Source organism: Pseudomonas sp. LSJ-87, assembly GCF_032971465.1.
GTDB lineage: Bacteria > Pseudomonadota > Gammaproteobacteria > Pseudomonadales > Pseudomonadaceae > Aquipseudomonas > Aquipseudomonas putida_Z.
The window spans coordinates 85,976-104,938 of record NZ_JAWJYQ010000030.1; the positions used below are offsets into that span (position 1 = coordinate 85,976).

At 50.8% G+C, this 18,963-nt stretch carries 16 protein-coding genes; 13 read left to right on the forward strand and 3 right to left on the reverse strand.

Going from position 1 to position 18,963, the window contains the following annotated elements; genetic code table 11:
• Positions 1-2 precede the first annotated feature (2 nt).
• The 9 genes from RYH74_RS18680 to RYH74_RS18720 all read left to right on the forward strand — a co-directional run bounded on the left by RYH74_RS18680 (position 3) and on the right by RYH74_RS18720 (position 11,563).
• Positions 3-1,088, forward strand: a complete 1,086-nt coding sequence (locus RYH74_RS18680; protein ID WP_317409885.1) for a DegT/DnrJ/EryC1/StrS family aminotransferase — start codon at positions 3-5, stop codon at positions 1,086-1,088.
• On the forward strand, positions 1,082-2,359 hold the full coding sequence (locus tag RYH74_RS18685) for a lipopolysaccharide biosynthesis protein (RefSeq protein WP_317409886.1): 1,278 nt from the start codon (positions 1,082-1,084) through the stop codon (positions 2,357-2,359). Before RYH74_RS18680 ends, RYH74_RS18685 begins: the two co-directional genes overlap by 7 nt.
• Positions 2,360-2,364: 5 nt before the next feature.
• Positions 2,365-4,251, forward strand: coding sequence for an asparagine synthase (glutamine-hydrolyzing) (gene asnB, locus RYH74_RS18690; protein ID WP_317409887.1), 1,887 nt, complete (start codon positions 2,365-2,367; stop codon positions 4,249-4,251).
• A gap of 298 nt (positions 4,252-4,549) precedes the next feature.
• The gene (locus RYH74_RS18695) at positions 4,550-5,689 is read left to right on the forward strand and encodes a glycosyltransferase family 4 protein (protein WP_317409888.1); all 1,140 of its coding nucleotides are present in this window, start codon (positions 4,550-4,552) and stop codon (positions 5,687-5,689) included.
• Complete coding sequence (locus RYH74_RS18700) at positions 5,686-6,918, forward strand: glycosyltransferase family 4 protein (RefSeq protein WP_317409889.1); 1,233 nt, start codon at positions 5,686-5,688, stop codon at positions 6,916-6,918. The genes RYH74_RS18695 and RYH74_RS18700 overlap by 4 nt, the downstream gene beginning before the upstream one ends.
• Before the next feature lie 3 nt (positions 6,919-6,921).
• Positions 6,922-7,533 (forward strand): sugar transferase, encoded by a 612-nt coding sequence (locus RYH74_RS18705; RefSeq protein ID WP_317409890.1) that lies wholly within the window; start codon positions 6,922-6,924, stop codon positions 7,531-7,533.
• Complete coding sequence (locus tag RYH74_RS18710; RefSeq protein ID WP_317409891.1) at positions 7,530-8,147, forward strand: acetyltransferase; 618 nt, start codon at positions 7,530-7,532, stop codon at positions 8,145-8,147. Before RYH74_RS18705 ends, RYH74_RS18710 begins: the two co-directional genes overlap by 4 nt.
• An 88-nt stretch (positions 8,148-8,235) precedes the next feature.
• Entirely contained in the window at positions 8,236-9,414 is a 1,179-nt protein-coding gene (locus RYH74_RS18715; RefSeq protein ID WP_317409892.1) for a DegT/DnrJ/EryC1/StrS aminotransferase family protein, read from the forward strand.
• 151 nt (positions 9,415-9,565) lie between these two features.
• Positions 9,566-11,563, forward strand: coding sequence for a nucleoside-diphosphate sugar epimerase/dehydratase (locus tag RYH74_RS18720; RefSeq protein WP_317409893.1), 1,998 nt, complete (start codon positions 9,566-9,568; stop codon positions 11,561-11,563).
• Positions 11,564-11,787: 224 nt separating this feature from the next.
• On the opposite strand, the gene RYH74_RS18725 is transcribed toward RYH74_RS18720, so the two are convergent.
• The 3 genes from RYH74_RS18725 to RYH74_RS18735 all read right to left on the reverse strand — a co-directional run bounded on the left by RYH74_RS18725 (position 11,788) and on the right by RYH74_RS18735 (position 15,171).
• On the reverse strand, positions 11,788-13,125 hold the full coding sequence (locus tag RYH74_RS18725; protein WP_317409894.1) for a hypothetical protein: 1,338 nt from the start codon (positions 13,123-13,125) through the stop codon (positions 11,788-11,790).
• Positions 13,126-13,191: 66 nt separating this feature from the next.
• A complete protein-coding gene (locus tag RYH74_RS18730) occupies positions 13,192-14,409 on the reverse strand; it encodes a hypothetical protein (RefSeq protein ID WP_317409895.1) in 1,218 nt (405 codons plus the stop codon).
• A 180-nt stretch (positions 14,410-14,589) separates the two neighbouring features.
• Positions 14,590-15,171: a hypothetical protein gene (locus RYH74_RS18735; protein ID WP_317409896.1), complete on the reverse strand. Its 582-nt coding sequence runs from the start codon at positions 15,169-15,171 to the stop codon at positions 14,590-14,592.
• A gap of 183 nt (positions 15,172-15,354) precedes the next feature.
• Between RYH74_RS18735 and rfbB the strand changes: the two genes are divergently transcribed.
• The 4 genes from rfbB to rfbC are packed head-to-tail and all read left to right on the forward strand — an operon-like array spanning position 15,355 to position 18,765.
• On the forward strand, positions 15,355-16,425 hold the full coding sequence (gene rfbB, locus RYH74_RS18740) for a dTDP-glucose 4,6-dehydratase (protein WP_317409897.1): 1,071 nt from the start codon (positions 15,355-15,357) through the stop codon (positions 16,423-16,425).
• Positions 16,422-17,327, forward strand: a complete 906-nt coding sequence (rfbD, locus tag RYH74_RS18745; RefSeq protein ID WP_317409898.1) for a dTDP-4-dehydrorhamnose reductase — start codon at positions 16,422-16,424, stop codon at positions 17,325-17,327. Before rfbB ends, rfbD begins: the two co-directional genes overlap by 4 nt.
• A gap of 8 nt (positions 17,328-17,335) precedes the next feature.
• Complete coding sequence (rfbA, locus tag RYH74_RS18750; RefSeq protein ID WP_317409899.1) at positions 17,336-18,217, forward strand: glucose-1-phosphate thymidylyltransferase RfbA; 882 nt, start codon at positions 17,336-17,338, stop codon at positions 18,215-18,217.
• The gene (gene rfbC, locus RYH74_RS18755; protein WP_317409900.1) at positions 18,217-18,765 is read left to right on the forward strand and encodes a dTDP-4-dehydrorhamnose 3,5-epimerase; all 549 of its coding nucleotides are present in this window, start codon (positions 18,217-18,219) and stop codon (positions 18,763-18,765) included. The genes rfbA and rfbC overlap by 1 nt, the downstream gene beginning before the upstream one ends.
• Positions 18,766-18,963 lie beyond the last annotated feature (198 nt).

An 18,963-nucleotide genomic window follows, 5' to 3' on the forward strand; every position in this document is an offset into this window, starting at 1 on the left:
ACATGATTGAATTCATTGACCTGAAAAGCCAGCAAGCGCGCATCAAAGACAAGATCGACGCGGGCATCCAGCGCGTACTGGACCATGGGCAGTACATCCTCGGCCCGGAAGTGGCAGAGCTGGAAGCGCGCCTGGCTGAGTTTGTCGGTGCGAAATACTGCATCACTTGCGCAAATGGTACCGATGCTCTGCAAATTGCTCAGATGGCGCTGAATATCGGCCCGGGCGATGAGGTCATCACCCCCGGCTTCACCTATATCGCAACTGCTGAAACAGTAGCATTGCTGGGGGCGAAGCCCGTGTATGTGGATGTAGACCCACGTACCTACAACCTCGACCCTGCATTGCTCGAGGCAGCGATCACTCCCCGTACCAAGGCGATCATTCCGGTATCCCTGTATGGTCAATGCGCTGATTTCGATGCGATCAATGTTATCGCTGCCAAGTACGGTATCCCGGTCATCGAGGACGCAGCCCAGAGCTTTGGCGCGTCCTATAAAGGGAAGCGCTCCTGCAATCTTTCGACTATATCCTGCACCAGCTTCTTCCCAAGCAAGCCACTGGGTTGCTATGGCGATGGCGGTGCCATTTTCACGAATGACGACCAGCTTGCAACCGTGCTTCGTCAAATCGCGCGCCATGGTCAGGATCGTCGTTATCACCATATTCGCGTCGGTGTGAATAGCCGGCTGGACACCTTGCAAGCAGCCATCCTGCTGCCCAAGCTCGAGATCTTCGAGGAGGAGATAGCCCTGCGCCAACAGGTGGCCGATAACTATGATCGTCTTCTCGCCGAGGCGGGCATTGAAACGACCCCATTTATCGAACCGCACAATATCTGTGCATATGCGCAGTACACCGTTCGTGTCCAGAACAGGGATGCTGTACAGGCTAGGCTGAAGGAGGCCGGTGTACCTACAGCCGTGCACTACCCGATTCCGCTGAACAAGCAACCCGCAGTGGCTGACGCTGCCGCTCAGTTGCCGGTCGGTGACGAGATTGCTGGTCAGGTGATGAGCCTGCCGATGCATCCGTATCTGGCCCTGGCGGACCAGGAAGCCATTGTCGCGGCGCTAAAAGCGTGCTGAAAGCATTGCGTGCCGTGAAGAACGGAAAGAATGATTTCCTGCGTAATGTGTTGACGCTGATGACCGGCACTACGCTGGCGCAGGCGATTCCGATCGCGGCAATGCCTTTGTTGACGCGCCTGTACACGCCGGAAGATTTCGGCGTGTTGGCGCTATATATGTCCTTGGCGGGGATGATTTCAGTCATCATCACGGCCAGGTATGAAATCGCAGTGATGTTGCCCGAGCGAGACGAGGACGCAGCCAGCCTGGTTACGTTGTCGGTTTGTATAGCGAGCGCTATCAGTCTTGTGCTTCTGATGGTTGTCTCCATGTTCAACGACGACATCCAGGTACTGCTCAACAACAAGGCAATTGGGCCGTGGCTTTACCTGTTGCCGATAACGGTTTTCGTGACGGGCATGTGGCAGGCATTGAACTATTGGAACAACCGGTCCAAGAAATTCAAGCGCCTGGCTGTCAGCCGGGTTACGCAGGGTGGAGGCATGACTCTTGCCCAGTTTCTACTGGGCGGATTGTCGGCTGGTGGTCTTGTGCTTGGCTACCTTGTTGGGCAGGTCGGCGGCCTGATGGTGTTTCTGACTAGGACATGGCGCGAAGATCGAGCAGTGCTTTCACGAGTCAGCCTTGCAACTATGCTCGAAAACGCCCGACGTTACAGCAAATTCCCTAAGTACTCGACTTTCGGGGCTTTGCTGGACAATGCGGCGGTTCAGATGCCAGTCCTCATGCTCAGCAAGTTCTACGATACCCACATCGTTGGCATATTCAGTCTCACATTCAGAGCACTGAACTTGCCTATGAGCTTGATCGCAACCTCGTTCTCACAAGTGCTGTTTCAGCGCTTCGTGGTGCTGCAGCGAGAGAATCCCGACCGACTGGCACCCTTTGTCCTCAAGCTCTTTTTCGGCTTGCTAGGTTTGATGGTGCCTTTGGTGGCGTTTGTATGGGTGGTTGGCCCAGATCTCTTTGCCCTCGTATTCGGTGAGACCTGGCGAAAGGCGGGCGAGTACGCCACTGTGCTTATTTTTGCTGTGGCCATACGGTTTGCGGTGAGCCCGTTGAGTACCGTTTTGGCGATGGACCACAACATCAAGATAGGTACGTTGTGGCAGATGATCTACTTCGTCACGATCACCTCGACACTTTACATTTTCAGAAATGCAGGAATGGAAACGTTTTTGCTAGCGTTTACCCTGCATGAAGTTGCCCTGTATAGCCTATACCTAGGCTTTATTATCTTTGGCGCGAAAAGACACAGGTTTGGATAAGCGATATGTGCGGAATATTAGGCGGTGTATGGAAACAGGCAGATAATTCGCTCGAAGGACGGGTGAAGTCCGCACTGGTTACCATCCAGCATCGTGGTCCGAATGATTCGGGGTACGAAATTACGTCAGTAAACGGCAGTTGCTTGGTTCTTGGTCATACTAGGTTGTCAATCATTGACTTGTCGAGTGCAGGGCATCAACCGATGTACTCGCATGACCGAAAGTACTCGGTCGTGTTCAATGGTGAAATTTATAATTACCGGGAACTACGAAGTGAATTAATTGCGCTCGGATATGCATTTAAGTCAGACTCTGATACGGAGGTGCTGCTGACAGCCTGGCAGCACTGGAGAGAGGCCAGCCTTCCAAAGCTTGTCGGTATGTTTGCCTTTGTCATGTTTGATCATGATCGTAATACTATTTCCTGTGTTCGAGATGCTTTTGGAATCAAGCCATTCTTTTATACTTGTGAGGATGGTGGTTTCATTTTTGCTTCCGAGGTCCCGGCGATCAAGGCTCTGAAAAAAGGCAGGGTTGAACTCAATTGGCAACGGGCCTACGCCTATTTGGCTCACGGGGACTACGATACCAACTCGGATACATTTTTTCAGGGGGTTTATCATCTTCCGCCTGGCCATATTGTTCATTATCAAATTGCAATGGGGCAGATGACGACACCGGAACCTTGGTATGTGCCTCGTTTAGAAGAACGTACGGATCTGAGTTTTAAAGATGCTGCGGATGAACTGCGCGAACGCTTTTTGAACAGCATCCGTCTACATCTTCGCAGCGATGTACCAGTAGGTGCAGCTCTTTCTGGTGGGCTAGATTCTTCGGCCGTAGTATGTGCTATGAGGCACGTCGAGCCAGATATGCCGATTAATACTTTCAGCTACATAGCGAAAGGAGATGTTCTATCTGAGGAGCTTTGGGCTGATAAGATCAACGATTACGTAGGGGCGAACGCAAATAAAGTGATCGTATCCTCTGAGGAGTTGATGCGCGATCTTGATGATATGATCAGAGTGCAAGGTGAACCGTTTGGCAGTACCAGTATTTATGCCCAGTACCGAGTTTATAAACTAGCGAGCGAGCGTGGCGTGACGGTGACTCTGGATGGGCAGGGTGCAGATGAAATGCTCGCTGGGTATAGTGGTTACCCGGGACAAAGGGTTCGCAGTCTAATCGAAAAAGGCGCGTATACAGAGGCGTTCAGCTTTCTGAGACGGTGGTCAAAGTGGCCTGGTCGTAGTTTGAAGTGGGGGGTCGGATCTGCACTTGGGCAACTTACATCTGGTAGTGTGAATGACTTTTTGCGTTTATTGGACGGCAGAAAGAATATCCCCGATTGGTTGGATGGCAAGGCATTAGAGCATGCTGGGGTACTATGCAAAAACTCACGGCGGCACTGTACGGTTGATATTCAGGGTAGAAGACTGATTTCTGAATTGACCTCTTCGCTTCACCATCGGGGACTTCAGCATCTTCTCAGACATGGGGATCGTAACTCCATGAGGTTCTCTATCGAAAGCAGAGTCCCATTTCTGACTACAGATTTAACAGAGTTTCTTTTGTCTCTGCCGGAAGACTACCTAATATCCCGGGATGGTGAAACTAAACATGTGTTCCGTGCTGCCATGAGGGGAATCGTACCTGATGAGGTGCTGGATAGACGAGACAAGGTAGGGTTTCAAACACCTGAAAAGGATCTACTGATCGCTCATGCTAGTGAGATCAGGAAATGGCTTGCGGAAGATCTAGATCTTGGGCTCATTAATCGTGATGCTCTATTGGTGAGGTTTGATGATATTGTTAGTCATAAGTCTCCATATACATCAGAATTGTGGCGATGGATTAATTTCTATCGCTGGTACGCAATGTTTGTTGGGTGATCAGTTTTCTGCGGAATGCTGTTGATGAAAAGTATGGGGCAGGTTTATTCAAGAGTCGATTTGAGCAAGTCAAAGGCTATTTCCGGTCTTATCTTGTTCGGGGTGATTTTTTATATTTCTTGCGAAGCTATCATCTCTTGTGATTTTGTATGGAAATATAAATCCAATATTGTTCAACTGGTCTGGTATGAGTTTTCTTGGGTTGTTGATCTGATCAAATTTGTATGCCTGGGTTTTGGCGTTGTCATCACTCAAATATGTTTGTCGAATTCGAAAAGTCGGTCCATGATGCCTTGTAATGCTCAAGCGACCCCGTGAGGAAAAAATGAAAGTTGCTCATCTCACATCTGCTCACCCTCGATATGATGCGCGTATCTTCCTGAAACAGTGTCGTTCACTGGCTGAGGCTGGTCATGAAGTTCATCTGGTGGTCGCGGATGGAAAAGGCGATGAGGCTCAGGCGTCGGTATATATTCATGATGTGGGCATAATTCGTGGTCGTTTAAAACGAATGCTGTCTACTACCCAAAAGGTACATGGTAAGGCTGTTGAGTTAGACGCAGATATATATCATCTTCATGATCCAGAGCTGTTGCCGGTGGGGTATCGGCTAAAAAAAGCTGGCAAGAAGGTTGTTTTCGACTCTCATGAAGATGTTCCTGTTCAGATTTTGGATAAGCCCTATTTGTCGCCCGCGGCGCGTAAAGTGGTATCTAAAGTTTTTGCGATGTATGAGTCTTGGGTTTGTTCGCGCTTGGATGCGGTTGTTTCAGCTACTCAGTTTATTAACGAGAAATTTTTAAGGATTAATCCGCGCTCTGTGGTTGTTTGTAATTTCCCAATGCTTGACGAGTTAGCTGTAGTTGACGTCGCATGGAGTGAAAAGAAAGATCAGGTTTGTTACATTGGAAGCATTGCCAAGACCAGAGGGGTTGTCGAGATAGTAGATGCTATCGGGCGTACTCCAGGTAGCACAAAATTAGCGCTGGCGGGTGATCTAGAACGTTCAGCGTTGACTCGTATATTGGAAGCTTCGAGTGGTTGGGAGCGCACCAAAGCTCTGGGCTTTCTTGATCGTGATGGCGTCAAGAGAACTCTAGGTGAGTCGCGGGCGGGGCTCGTTACCCTTCATCCGACGAGGAGCTATCTAGATGCGTTGCCAGTTAAAATGTTCGAATATATGGCAGCTGGTGTTCCTGTCATCACTTCCGACTTCCCCTTGTGGCGCGAGATTGTCGAAAACACTCAATGTGGCAAGTGTGTTAATCCATTGGATGCGGCCGAAATCGCGGGTGCTATTAGTTGGTTTGTTCAAAACCCAGTTGAAGCAGAAATCATGGGGAACAATGGTCGTAGGGCTGTTAAAGAGCACTATAATTGGGGTGTTGAGAAAGGAAAACTCTTGGATCTTTACAGCCGAATCGAGCAAGAAGTATGAAAAAGCTATGGATACTAAACCACTATGCTCAGGAGCCGGGTGGTGCGGGCGGTACGCGGCATTTTAGCCTCGCTCGGTATCTCAAATCATATGGGTGGAATTCCACCATCATTGCCGCAAGTGTTGATCACCAGTCCGGTAAACAACGCTTGGCTGATAATGAGCAAAGCCGCCTTGACGTATGCCAGGATGTACCATTCCTTTGGCTGAAAACATCAGCTTACTCCGGGAACGGCGGTGGTCGGATGATCAATATGCTTCAATATGCTTGGCAGTTGGTAAAGCCAGGAACGCTGAGCAAATTGGATAAACCTGACTTGATTTTCGCTTCCAGCGTGCATCTTTTTACGGGGTTGGCTGGGGTCTTTCTTGCGTGGCGTCTAAAAGTTCCCTGTGTTTTTGAGGTGCGTGATCTATGGCCTCAAACGCTTGTAGATATGGGAAGGATACGTGACAGTGATTTCATTACACGTGTTCTTCGTGTAATAGAGAAGTTTATTTATAAGCGTTCAAAGCGGATTGTTGTTCTGTTGCCGGAAGCTTGGCGATATATCGTGCCGCTTGGCATCCCTAAAGAGCAAATTGTATGGTTGCCTAACGGTGTTGATTTAGAGGGGTTCGCGTTTTATCCACTATCGCATGAAAAACCCAGGCAGCGTTTTGAGCTTATGTACTTTGGTGCGCACGGTCAGGCAAATGGCTTGGAGAGTGTGCTTGAGGCAATGCACGTTTTGAAGTTAAGAGGTTTGGGTCAAAACGTTGTTCTTCGCATGATAGGCGACGGCCCTTTAAAAAACCAATTACAGGCGCAGGCTGCTGCGATGCAACTTGATAACGTCCTGTTTGAAGCGTCTGTTAAAAAATCTGAAATTCCTAATCTCGCACGCGAAGCAGATGCTTTCATTATTTCTGTTCTGGATCTGCCGAATCTTTATCGGTTTGGTATTAGTATGAACAAAATTTTTGATTATATGGCTGCTGGGCGTCCAACGATTATCGCATCTTCAGCAATTAATAACCCCATCGCTGAGGCTGATGGCGGCATAACGGTTTCTCCGGATAATCCTGAGGAAATGGCTGATGCTATCGTAAAGCTGGCAGATTTAAATCGTGATGAATTGTCACTGATGGGCGTGGCCGCAAGAAGATACGTCGAATCAAACCATGAGTACCAAAAACTTGCGCTGAAATTGGCAGGTGTGCTGAATGATGTGGCTAACGAGGCGTGACTGATGCAATGGAATAAAGTTGTAAAACGCTTCGCTGATATATTTATTTCAGCTTCAGCTTTGATTGTGCTGGCTCTGCCGCTGCTCGCGTTGTGTATTCTAATACGTCGTAAGCTTGGTGGGCCTATTTTCTTTCGTCAGGTGAGGCCTGGTCAATACGGGCGCCCATTTGAGATGGTAAAGTTCCGTACAATGACTGATGCAAGAGATGACAATGGGGACTTGCTGTCGGACGCCCAGCGTTTGACTTCGTTCGGTAAATTCTTGCGCGCTACTAGTCTAGATGAGTTGCCAGAACTAGTTAATGTGTTGAAAGGTGATATGAGTTTGGTTGGGCCGCGGCCTCTGTTGATGGAGTATTTGCCGCTCTACAATGAACACCAAGCTAAGCGCCATTTGGTAAGGCCGGGTATTACTGGTTGGGCTCAGGTGAATGGTCGCAATGCAATAAGCTGGGATGAAAAGTTTGATCTTGATGTCTGGTATGTCAATAACGCCTCTATGCTTCTCGATTTTAAAATTCTTTTTCTAACAGTGAAAAAGGTATTTTGGCGCGAAGGTATAAGTGCACAAGGAGATGCTACCATGCCAAAATTTACAGGTAGTAAAAAATGAAGCACTTGGCGATTCTTGGTGGTAGCGGCCATGGTAAGGTAATCGCTGATACTGCCGAATTGAGCGGATGGTCGAATGTTGTTTTTTTCGATGATGCTTGGCCTTCCCGTACGCGTAATGGGAAGTGGGAAATTATCGGCACTTCTGTCCACCTGTTACAGCGTCTCCATGAGTTTGACGGGGCTATAGTAGCTATTGGTGATAATTCGATTAGATATGAAAAAACGAAACTCCTCCTCGAGCATGGTGCTACTCTTTCGACGCTTGTCCATCCGGCAGCTACTGTAAGTGCTTACGCGACCATCGGGGCTGGCAGCGTAGTTTTCGCTGGTGCGGTAATCAATGCGGGTGCTTGCGTCGGACTGGGTGGGATTTTGAACACTGGTTGTAGTGTTGATCATGACTGCGTGCTTGCTGATTCCGTGCACATCAGTCCTGGGGTGCGGCTCGCTGGTGGAGTCAAGGTGGGTGATCGGGCTTGGGTTGGTATAGGTGCTTGCGTCAAACAGATGGTCTGTATCGGTGCTGATGCGATTGTGGGAGCCGGGGCCGCTGTAGTCTCTGACGTAGTCGAAGGCATAACGGTGGTAGGCGTGCCTGCTAGAGCCTTATAATCAGTCCACGCGGCTTGGCAATGCAGTGGTAAGATGTGCTTAGCAGTCATTGCTCACTCGCTTGATACAGTAAATCAGGATTAGTCTAATGCTGAATACACCATTTTCTCCGTGGCCTTCTTTCACCGAAGAGGAGGCGAACTGTGCTCGTGATATCATTTTGTCCAATAAGGTCAATTACTGGACGGGGCAAGAGTGCCGTCAGTTTGAAAAGGAGTTTGCTGCTTGGGCCGAAAGTGATTTTGCGGTGGCGGTTGCCAATGGCACGGTGGCTCTGGACCTGGCTCTGAAAGCTCTAACTATTGGAGCGGGTGATGAAGTAGTTGTGACTTCGCGAACCTTTCTGGCTTCCGTTTCCAGCATTATCAATGCAGGTGCGACTCCCGTTTTTGCCGATGTAAACGCTGACTCCCAGAACATAGATGCCTCCACCATTGAGGCGGCTCTGTCACCTCGAACAAAAGCCATCATCTGTGTTCACTTGGCTGGTTGGCCGTGTGATATGGACCCAATCATGGCCTTGGCAAAAGAGCGAGGCATTCGTGTGATTGAGGACTGTGCACAGGCGCATGGTGCTCGATATAAAGGCAGATCGGTCGGAACCATTGGTGATATTGGCGCGTGGTCATTTTGTCAGGACAAGATTATGACCACTGGCGGGGAAGGCGGTATGGTCACCACAAATGACCGTGATTTGTGGTCCAAAATGTGGTCGTTTAAAGATCATGGTAAGAGCTGGGAGGCTGTCTACGAGCGTCAGCATGCCCCGGGATTCCGCTGGCTGCATGAGAGTTTTGGTACCAACTGGAGAATGCTCGAGGTACAAGGTGGTATTGGCAGGATTCAGCTGAGGCGGATGCCAGAGTGGCATCAAACTCGATTGGACAACGCTCAGCGCATCTGGGATTGTGCCAAGGGACTCTATGGACTGCGAGTTCCAGAGATACCAAGCGACATCGTCCATGCTGCTTACAAATGCTACGTTTTTGTAAAACCGGATCAGCTAGCTGTTGGTTGGGATCGTGATAGAATTATCAATGAAATCAATGCGTTAGGGGTTCCCTGCTTCTCAGGCTCGTGCTCGGAAGTTTATCTCGAAAAGGCATTTGATGGTACGGGTTGGCGACCAGAGCAAAGCTTACCTACAGCTCATAAATTAGGTGAAACCAGCTTAATGTTCCTGGTTCACCCTACGCTCACGGAATCTGAAATAGTCAAGACTTGTGAGGCTTTGACTAAAGTAATGCAAGAGGCCGCTGTTAGATGACACTCTGGGCTTAGATGAGATGTAGGATTGAGTTTTTGCCGCCCAGATTTGATTTTCCTGGTCTTGGTTGGAGTTCACTCCCACAGCAGGAAGCACTTATGATTTGTATAGGAAGGGATCTGGTTTGGTTCGGAATCAGGAGAGTAAGCGGATGACGGATAAGCTGCGTACGGGGATGCTACTGCTACCCCGTCGCTACAAACGCGCGCTCCAGGTTGTAACTGACGTGCTGTTGGTGTGGCTGGCCCTCTGGCTTGCGTTTTTGGTTCGTCTTGGGATTGATGAAATCTATGAGCCGCTGCGTATTCACTACTGGCTGTTCATGGCCGCGCCAATAATTGCTATACCAATTTTTATTCGGTTCGGGATGTATCGGGCGGTTATGCGTTATTTTGGCAACGACGCATTGATCGCCATTGGTAAAGCTGTTTCGTTATCGTCGCTTATTTTAGCGCTGGTCGTTTATTGGCACAGTAACCACAGTGCAGTCGTGCCTCGCTCCATTGTGTTCAATTACTGGTGGTTGAGCCTTGTATTGATTGGCGGGCTTCGATTGGTCATGCGACAGTACTTCCTTGGGGACTGGTTTGCCGCTAGGCAGCATGTGCCTTTCACAAGCCGGGATAATGGTTTGCCAAAGGTCGCTGTTTATGGGGCGGGAGCAGCAGGGAACCAGTTGGTAGCAGCTCTCCGTATTGGCCGTGCTATGCGTCCAGTAGCTTTTGTCGATGATGATGAGAGTGTTGCTGATCGCATCATTTCTGGGCTCCAAGTTTTTCGGGGTGGGGATATCCAGAAAATGATTGAGGTTACTGGCGCCGAGGAAGTGCTTTTGGCTATCCCTTCGGCTAGTCGCGCCCGTCGTCGCGAAATATTGGGGTTGCTCGAGAACTTTCCGTTGCATGTCCGCAGTGTTCCTGGCTTTATGGATTTGGCCAGTGGCCGCGTTAAGGTCGATGATATTCAAGAGGTCGACATTGCTGATTTGTTAGGTCGCGACGCCGTTCCAGCCCAAGAGGATCTGCTGGCTCATTGCGTTACAGGTCAGGTGGTTATGGTGACTGGAGCTGGTGGATCGATCGGCTCCGAGTTGTGCCGTCAGATTCTCATGCTTGAGCCAAAGATTTTACTTCTGTTTGAGCATAGCGAGTTCAATCTCTATAGTATTCACGGCGAATTGGAGCAGCGCATTCGTCGTGAGTCCCTTCCTGTGCGTTTGATTCCGTTTTTAGGCTCAATCCGTAATCAGCAGCACTTGATCAATACCATGATGATGTGGGGTGTGAATACTGTCTATCATGCGGCTGCCTACAAGCACGTCCCTATGGTGGAGCACAACATTGCCGAAGGGGTTATGAATAATGTCATTGGTACATTAAATACAGCCCAGGCAGCGCTTCAGGCTAACGTAGCAAACTTTGTGCTGATTTCGACCGACAAGGCAGTTCGTCCTACTAATGTGATGGGTAGTACCAAGCGTCTGGCAGAGCTAATATTGCAGGCGTTGAGTAAGGAAGTGGCGCCGATATTGTTCGGGGATTCTAGCAATGTTGCGAGAGTGAATAAAACTCGCTTCACGATGGTGCGTTTTGGTAATGTGCTCGGGTCGTCAGGTTCAGTCATTCCACTGTTCCATAAGCAGATCAAGGCAGGCGGGCCGTTGACGGTCACTCATCCTAAAATCACTCGTTATTTCATGACTATTCCTGAAGCTGCCCAACTGGTCATACAAGCCGGATCAATGGGGTTGGGTGGAGATGTATTTGTCTTGGATATGGGCGAGCCTGTAAGAATCGCGGCGTTGGCTGAAAAGATGATCCATCTATCTGGCTTGAGCGTCAGGTCTGAAAAGAATCCTCATGGTGATATCGCTATTGAGTTCACTGGGCTGCGTCCAGGGGAAAAGCTGTACGAAGAACTGTTGATCGGAGATAACGTATCGCCCACTCAACATCCAATGATCTTGACGGCAAGCGAAGACTTCTTGGTTTGGGATATGCTTAGAGGGCGTCTAGCACTGTTGGTCGAAGCAGTCGAAACCGAGGACTTTGCATTTGTTCGTCAATTGCTCAGGGAATTGGTGAGCGGATATACGCCCGAGGGGGAGATTGTAGATTGGGTCTACCAGCAGCGTTTGAGGGATATCTAATAGTCTGGACTAGTCGACAGTTTATGAGCTGCCGACTAGCTTAGACGCAGGTAGAGCGTTGTTTGGGGCGTCATTGGTATTATTAAATTTGACCCAAGGTGCAGGATGTCTCTTGCAGCGAAGCGGCTGGAAAGTCTTCGGTTCACAATGCTCCGATGCGAGGTCGGATATTAACCGGCTGCGTATCCAGGTGCCTGCGGTCGTATGGCAATTTCCCGCTTAAACTAATTCTTGTCTTGTTGATAATTTTTAGAGATATAGGCGCCTTGCTTGGCAATCAGTTCTGCGAAGCCGTCTGTAAAGAAGGCTGGCCAACTAAAAAGTGGGTTTACTTCCCTGGTTGTATTTGGGCCTACATACAAGTTAAGTATGTTTTCTTTTAGTGGATAGGACTTCTGGTAAATCTGATAAATGTCCGAAACGTTGCTGGCAAACGGGTACCAACTCAGTCCAAGTATTCCGCTAAGGGAGCTTGGGCCGTATCCTAGGTTTTCATTGCTTCCAATTGTTGCATATTTGTAGCGATAAATTCCGTTGCTGCCATCCATGTAGTTTTTTAATAGAATTGATCCGTCTTGTACTATAACTACTTTGCGGGTGAATTGTTTTGAGAATCCTTTATAGGCTTTTAGTAGAAGCTTTCGTTTTCTATCGTCAGCGTCGGAAGCAGCTATCATGCTCCGGAAAAATAATGGCCAGCGATGCGAGTGAGAGGAGTCTTCGGAAATGTTTGGAACGCGCTTCTCCTCTAGGTTGGCTTTTAATTCGGTGTGTCCCGCGAATCGAAAGTCCGGATGGTCCCTCCAGATTCCAGGCTGAAAGAGCCAACCTCCATCGCTGGTGAATATTCCTCGCTCAAGTATGGTAGCAATTCCATCGCTTTGCATTTCTTTGATGCTTTCTTTGACCTGAGGGTCAATGAGTATTTTTTCTTGCTGTCTCTCGTAGATAAAATTTAGGTCAGAAGCTGCTGAAAATAAAAAAAGCTCGTAATCCGTTATAGCGGGGTAGTAGCTTAACGGCCATTTTGATTTTGTTTGAATGAAGCTGATTTTTGATTTTATCCCTGTCAGTGGGATCTCCCCCCACTGATAAGAGGGCTCGTACAGCCATCTATTATGTAGCCAATTCGAGGTCCGCTGTACAAGGTATGAGTCTACTGCGTTAAGCGGATAGTTGAACTCAATTCGGAGCGCTAGGTAGCGAGTGACGAAATACATCCACTGAGCTTGATTAAGCTGTCCGCCTGGGAGTTCCTGTCTGGCGAATCTGTCCATTAGATATTCAAATTGCTTAACACCCTTTGTATCGCCAGCGGCGAAAGCAAAATGCATAGGGATCATAAGAACATGTGAAGCATCGTAGGCATCCCGCACTTTCCATAGTGGCTCGCGAGTAAGAAGTGATATGGTATTATTCCATTTTTCGCTAGAGCTTCCGATTTCTGAGATCACCGTCTCCGAATTTTTGTGGTCGACTACATGCGGAGAAGCATAACTGGAGAGAGTGATAAGCAAAGAAAAGGCTATTGCCATTCTTTTTATTGGCGCGACTTTGTGCATGGGTAACGGTCTTCACTGGATTATGAGAGGGACTTCCTGGTGTGGGTAAGCACAATAGGCAAGTCTCTAACCTCGCTGACGATTTGTGTGTGACTCACTCGTGCCATTATCATTGAGCTCTGGAGATATTGCTGCGGTCTGCTCCCTACGAACTGCAGCATATAAACCCACGGCTGCACCAACGAGCTGGTAAGTGAAGAACTTTCCGAATACCAGCACCACAATCGTTGATGAAAGAAAGGCGAAAGCTGCAGCCGTCCGCCTTGTTCTATCTCTGTGGCCGAACACGCTGACAGATAGAGAAAGTAAAGGGATGAAAAGTAAGCCACAAAATATTAGAAAACCGAAAATACCAAGATCCTGCCAAGCTGACAGTATGTTGTGGATGTAGTAGCCTTTCTCGTAGTTGCCATAGTCTCCAAAGACTGGGCTGTCTAATGTTTTTTCGAGACCGCTGGCCGTTAACTCGTCGCGAACGTTCGAGGACTTATCCTCTGACAGGTTCAAAAGGTTGGCTATTCGGTTGTTCGCGGAGTCGGCGTTGAATGTTAGCAGTGCAGCTATTGCCATCGCTCCCAAAGCAGCAGTAGCCATTGGTGATATGGATCTATACTTTGAGCGGCACATCTCAAATGCTACATAAAATAGCGCGAATTGTACAAACTCGCTCCGTGAGCTGTTTACGTATAAGCATATAAAGCCAATGGCAAACATAATTGCTCGGTACTTTAATTTATGTATCTTAGCTATGGATACTATCAGAGGGCACATGTAGGCGATCGCAAAAACTTGATAGTTGGCAACGATCTCCGGATTTGCTGCTATCTCTTTGATGTAAAAGCGCCCTCCATTTGACAGGCCTATGATGGTCGCGCTCATCAATAGCGTAGCTATGATTGTCGTGTATTTGAAATCTTCGCTGCTGATTCGAATCCTTCTAAAGATCAAATAGCAAGCAGTAATGTTCACGATCTGCAAGGAGTGGTCACGCACATTGTCCAGGTGCTCGCCTATCAGGAAGTGATACCCAACAATTGCACTGAACATTGCGATAAATGAAATGAAGGCGGCATCAACTAAATGAATGCGTCCTGTTTTAACGATCTCAGAAATTAGTATCAAGGTAAGTGGCACAGACACTGCGCCACCCACCAGCGTGGCGTATCCACCTAAAAAAGGCGGTATGTGTCCAAGGCCCAAGGCGGTATGGTAGAAAAATGTGCCACAGAAAAGCACAAGCATTAGTAGCGCGGAAAGTCTTGGCGCTAATGCGTCCCCTTTCAAAATTGCGGCTCCTTAATAGATCTTCACTGGTCATGGGTGCGAATCATAGCGCTAGCCCTGAAAGAAACCAATAAATCGACGGGGTTGCTGCTGGTAGATCAGCATAATGGTGATGCGCAATCACCTATCCCGTGGTTTACAGCGTTGACCTATCGATGCTCTGCCTGTCACCTGGCACGCTCACAAGCTTGGGCTTTTTGTCACAGGTGCAACGTCTAACTGCCCCACGTCATTACCGATAATTGAATTCGAAAAAGTAACTGAGTATCTTCCAAGGTCAGCAAGATCGCGTGAAAAATCAACAGCTACTCCTTGCATATTCCACTTATAAGCCTCAGCCTCATAAGAAGCCCCGGACTTCAACTTCACCCAATGAGTCCCGCTAGTCGCCGGCTGCCCGAGCTTATCAGTCAGCATCTCTTTAACCAGATACAAATTATTAGCATTGCCCGTCAAAACCAACTGACTAACAGCCCCATCATCCACCGTTGCAAACACTTTATACCCCGGCGAAATAGGCAGATAAGGCAACCCCCGCACCTCAAACCGTCCCGCTTTCTCGGTCGCAACCCGGCAAGGCTCACTAGGGCGTAGATCCCCCGCCACACACTCCGGCACCTCCGTCATGAAGTCTCCCTGCAGATCAACCCCCAGGAACGCGCTAGGCGTCATAACCCGCTCAGCAAGCTGCGTGGACTGTGCCCAGACAGGCGCGGAAGCAAACAAGGCCGCAACAGCGACCGAAGGAAAAATAGAAGGCATGGACAATCCCTGTGAGCCCGGATGGCTTTTCCTGAGAAGGGGTCGTATTTTGCCCCGCCAGCAATGACAGAACAACAGTCAAAAGCGTGAACGGCGTCTTACCGCAACACTCCCGCAGCTTTCCCGTCTAGAATTGCGCCCAGTTACCTTTACCCGACACTTACTCGAGAAGCGTTCAACCCTATGACAATCCTGGTAACCGGCGGCGCCGGCTTCATCGGTGCGAATTTCGTGCTGGATTGGTTAAGCCAGTCAGGCGAAACCATCGTCAACCTGGACAAACTGACCTACGCCGGCAACCTGCGGAGCCTGGCTAGCCTGGAAGGTAATCCGCAACATGTCTTCGTGCATGGCGATATCGGCGATGGGCCGTTGGTGCAACGGCTGTTGGCCGAGCACCGCCCGCGCGCCGTGCTCAATTTCGCCGCCGAGTCGCATGTCGACCGCTCCATTCACGGCCCTCAGGCATTCGTTGAAACGAATGTGGTGGGTACCTTCCAGTTGCTGGAAGCAGTGCGGGGCTACTGGCAGGGCCTGGATGAGGCAGAGCGGGCGGCGTTCCGCTTCCTGCATGTTTCCACCGACGAGGTTTATGGCTCGTTGAAAGCTGGTGAACCTGCGTTCACCGAAACCCACCAATACCAGCCAAACAGCCCCTACTCGGCCAGCAAGGCGGCCAGTGACCACTTGGTGCGCTCCTATCACCATACCTATGGCCTGCCGGTGCTCACCACCAACTGCTCCAACAACTACGGGCCGCTGCATTTCCCCGAAAAGCTGATCCCACTGATGATCGTCAATGCCTTGGCTGGCAAGCCGCTGCCGGTGTATGGCGATGGGCAGCAGATTCGTGACTGGCTATACGTCAAAGACCACTGCAGCGCCATCCGCCGTGTGCTGGAAGCAGGGCAGGTGGGTGAGGTGTACAACGTCGGCGGCTGGAACGAAATGCCCAACCTCGACATCGTCCACCGTGTATGTGCGCTGCTCGATGAGCTTCGCCCGCGGGCTGACGGGCAGTCTTATGCCAGCCAGATCAGCTTCGTAGCCGACCGCCCAGGCCACGACCGCCGCTATGCAATCGATGCCCGCAAGCTCGAGCGCGAGCTTGGCTGGAAGCCTGCTGAAACCTTCGAAACCGGCATTCGCAAGACGGTTACCTGGTATCTGGCTAACCAGGACTGGGTCAAAGGCGTAATGGACGGCAGTTATCGTGACTGGGTCGCACAGCAATATGGGGCTGAGAAAGTTTGAAAATCTTGCTGTTGGGGAAGAACGGGCAGGTAGGTTGGGAGTTGCAGCGTGCCCTTGCGCCATTGGGGGAGGTGATTGCGCTTGACCGCCAGGGCGACGGTAGCTTGTGTGGTGATTTGAGTGACCTCGAAGGCCTGGCGGCTACAGTGCGCTCGCTAGCCCCGGATGTGATCGTCAACGCTGCGGCCTACACGGCAGTGGACAAAGCCGAGAGCGAGCCAGAGCTGGCTGCCCGAATCAATGCCGAAGCGCCGGGCGTTCTGGCACGTGAGGCCGCCAAGCTGGGAGCATGGCTGATTCACTACTCTACAGACTACGTGTTCGATGGCAGTGGCCAAGCCCAATGGCAAGAGGATGCTCCCACCGGTCCGTTGTCTGTCTATGGCCGTACCAAGCTCGATGGTGAGCTGGCCATTCAGGCCAGCGGTGCCTCTGCCGTGGTGCTGCGTACCAGCTGGGTGTATGCTGCGCGCGGCCACAATTTTGCCAAGACCATGCTGCGTCTGGCGGCGGAGCGCGATGCGCTCAACGTGGTGGCAGACCAGTTTGGTGCCCCCACTGGCGCAGACCTGATCGCCGATGTTACCGCCCATATCCTGCACCGAATATTCAGCGTGCAGGACGCGCGCCCTTTGGCAGGCACCTACCATCTTGCAGCAGCCGGCGAAACCAGCTGGCACGGGTATGCCCAGTTCGTATTGGCGCATGCCAGCCACAATGGCATTGCCTTGAGGGTTTCAGCCGAGCAGGTAGGCGCAATCAATACCGAAGCTTACCCGGTGCCGGCGCCACGCCCGCGAAATTCTCGGCTGGCATTGGCTAAACTCGAAGAAACGTTCAATCTCAAGATGCCGCTTTGGCAACAAGGCGTGCAACGCATGCTGGACGAAATCCAGCGCTAGGAATTTTTATGGCACGCAAAGGACTCATTCTGGCGGGCGGCTCTGGCACTCGCCTGCACCCCGCCACGCTGTCGGTATCGAAGCAACTGTTGCCGGTGTACGACAAACCGATGATCTACTACCCGCTCAGTACGCTGCTGCTGGCCGGTATTCGTGACATCCTGATCATCTCGACGCCACAAGACACCCCACGCTTCGAGCAATTGCTGGGTGATGGTAGCCGTTGGGGCATCAACCTTTCGTATGCCGTGCAAGCTAGCCCGGATGGGTTGGCCCAGGCGTTCACGATCGGGGCAGGCTTCATCGGCAGCGCCGCGTCTGCCTTGGTGCTGGGTGACAACATTTTCTATGGCCACGACTTCCAGGCGCTGCTGCAGAGCGCTGACCAGCGGCAGACGGGCGCGTCCGTCTTTGCATATCATGTCCAGGACCCGGAGCGTTATGGGGTCGCGGAGTTCGATGACAGCGGGCGTGTGCTGTCGATTGAAGAAAAGCCGAAGGTCCCCAAGTCCAACTATGCGGTCACCGGCCTTTATTTCTACGACAACCAGGTCGTCGACCTGGCCAGGCAGCTGAAGCCGTCGGCACGTGGCGAACTGGAAATTACCGACCTCAACAACTTGTACCTCCAGCAGCAGCAGCTGCAGGTCGAGATCATGGGGCGTGGTTATGCGTGGCTGGATACCGGTACCCACGACAGCTTGCTGGATGCCAGCCAATACATTGCCACCATGGAGCGGCGCCAGGGCCTCAAGGTCGCTTGCCCTGAAGAGATTTGCTATCGCGCGGGCTGGATCAATGCTGAACAGCTTGAGCGCCTCGCCCAGCCGTTGCTGAAAAACGGTTACGGTCAGTACCTGAAGAACCTGCTTGAAGTGAAGGTATTTTGATGCACGCTATTTCATTGGCCATCCCTGAAGTCGTCCTGTTTACCCCAAAGGTTTTCGGTGATGAGCGTGGCTTTTTCTACGAGAGTTTCAATGCGCGCGTGTTCAATGAAGTGACTGGCCTGCAGCCAGACTTCGTTCAGGACAACCATTCCCGCTCGGTGAAGGGCGTGCTGCGCGGGTTGCATTACCAATTGCCGCCCCATGCCCAAGGCAAGCTGGTGCGTGTGGTACAGGGTGAAGTGTTCGATGTGGCGGTGGATATCCGCCGTAGCTCGCCCACTTTCGGCAAATGGGTTGGTGCGGTGTTGTCGTCGCAAAACCATAACCAGTTGTGGATTCCGCCGGGTTTCGCCCACGGCTTCGTGACGTTGAGCGAGACTGCCGAGTTTGTCTACAAGACCACCGACTTCTACTCGGCCCAGAGCGAACGTTGCATTGCCTGGGATGATCAGCAAATTGCCATCGACTGGCCGATAGACTTCGAGCCCACGCTGTCCGCCAAGGACCAGGTTGGCAAGGCCCTGGCGCAGGCCGACCTGTTCGACTGACGGTACCTGCGGGGGAGGGGGCGGTGAACGTGCATTGCTCTGGTGGCCTGCGTATGATGGCGAGCTGCCATGAATCGCTTGCCAAGCGCAGCGCTGCTGCAATTGGTGACTCCGGGCGTGGCAGAAATCCGCAGCTGAGCCGGAAAAAGAACTTGTTTCAGAAAAGGGCGATTTCCATCAGCTGCAGCATTTTTATAA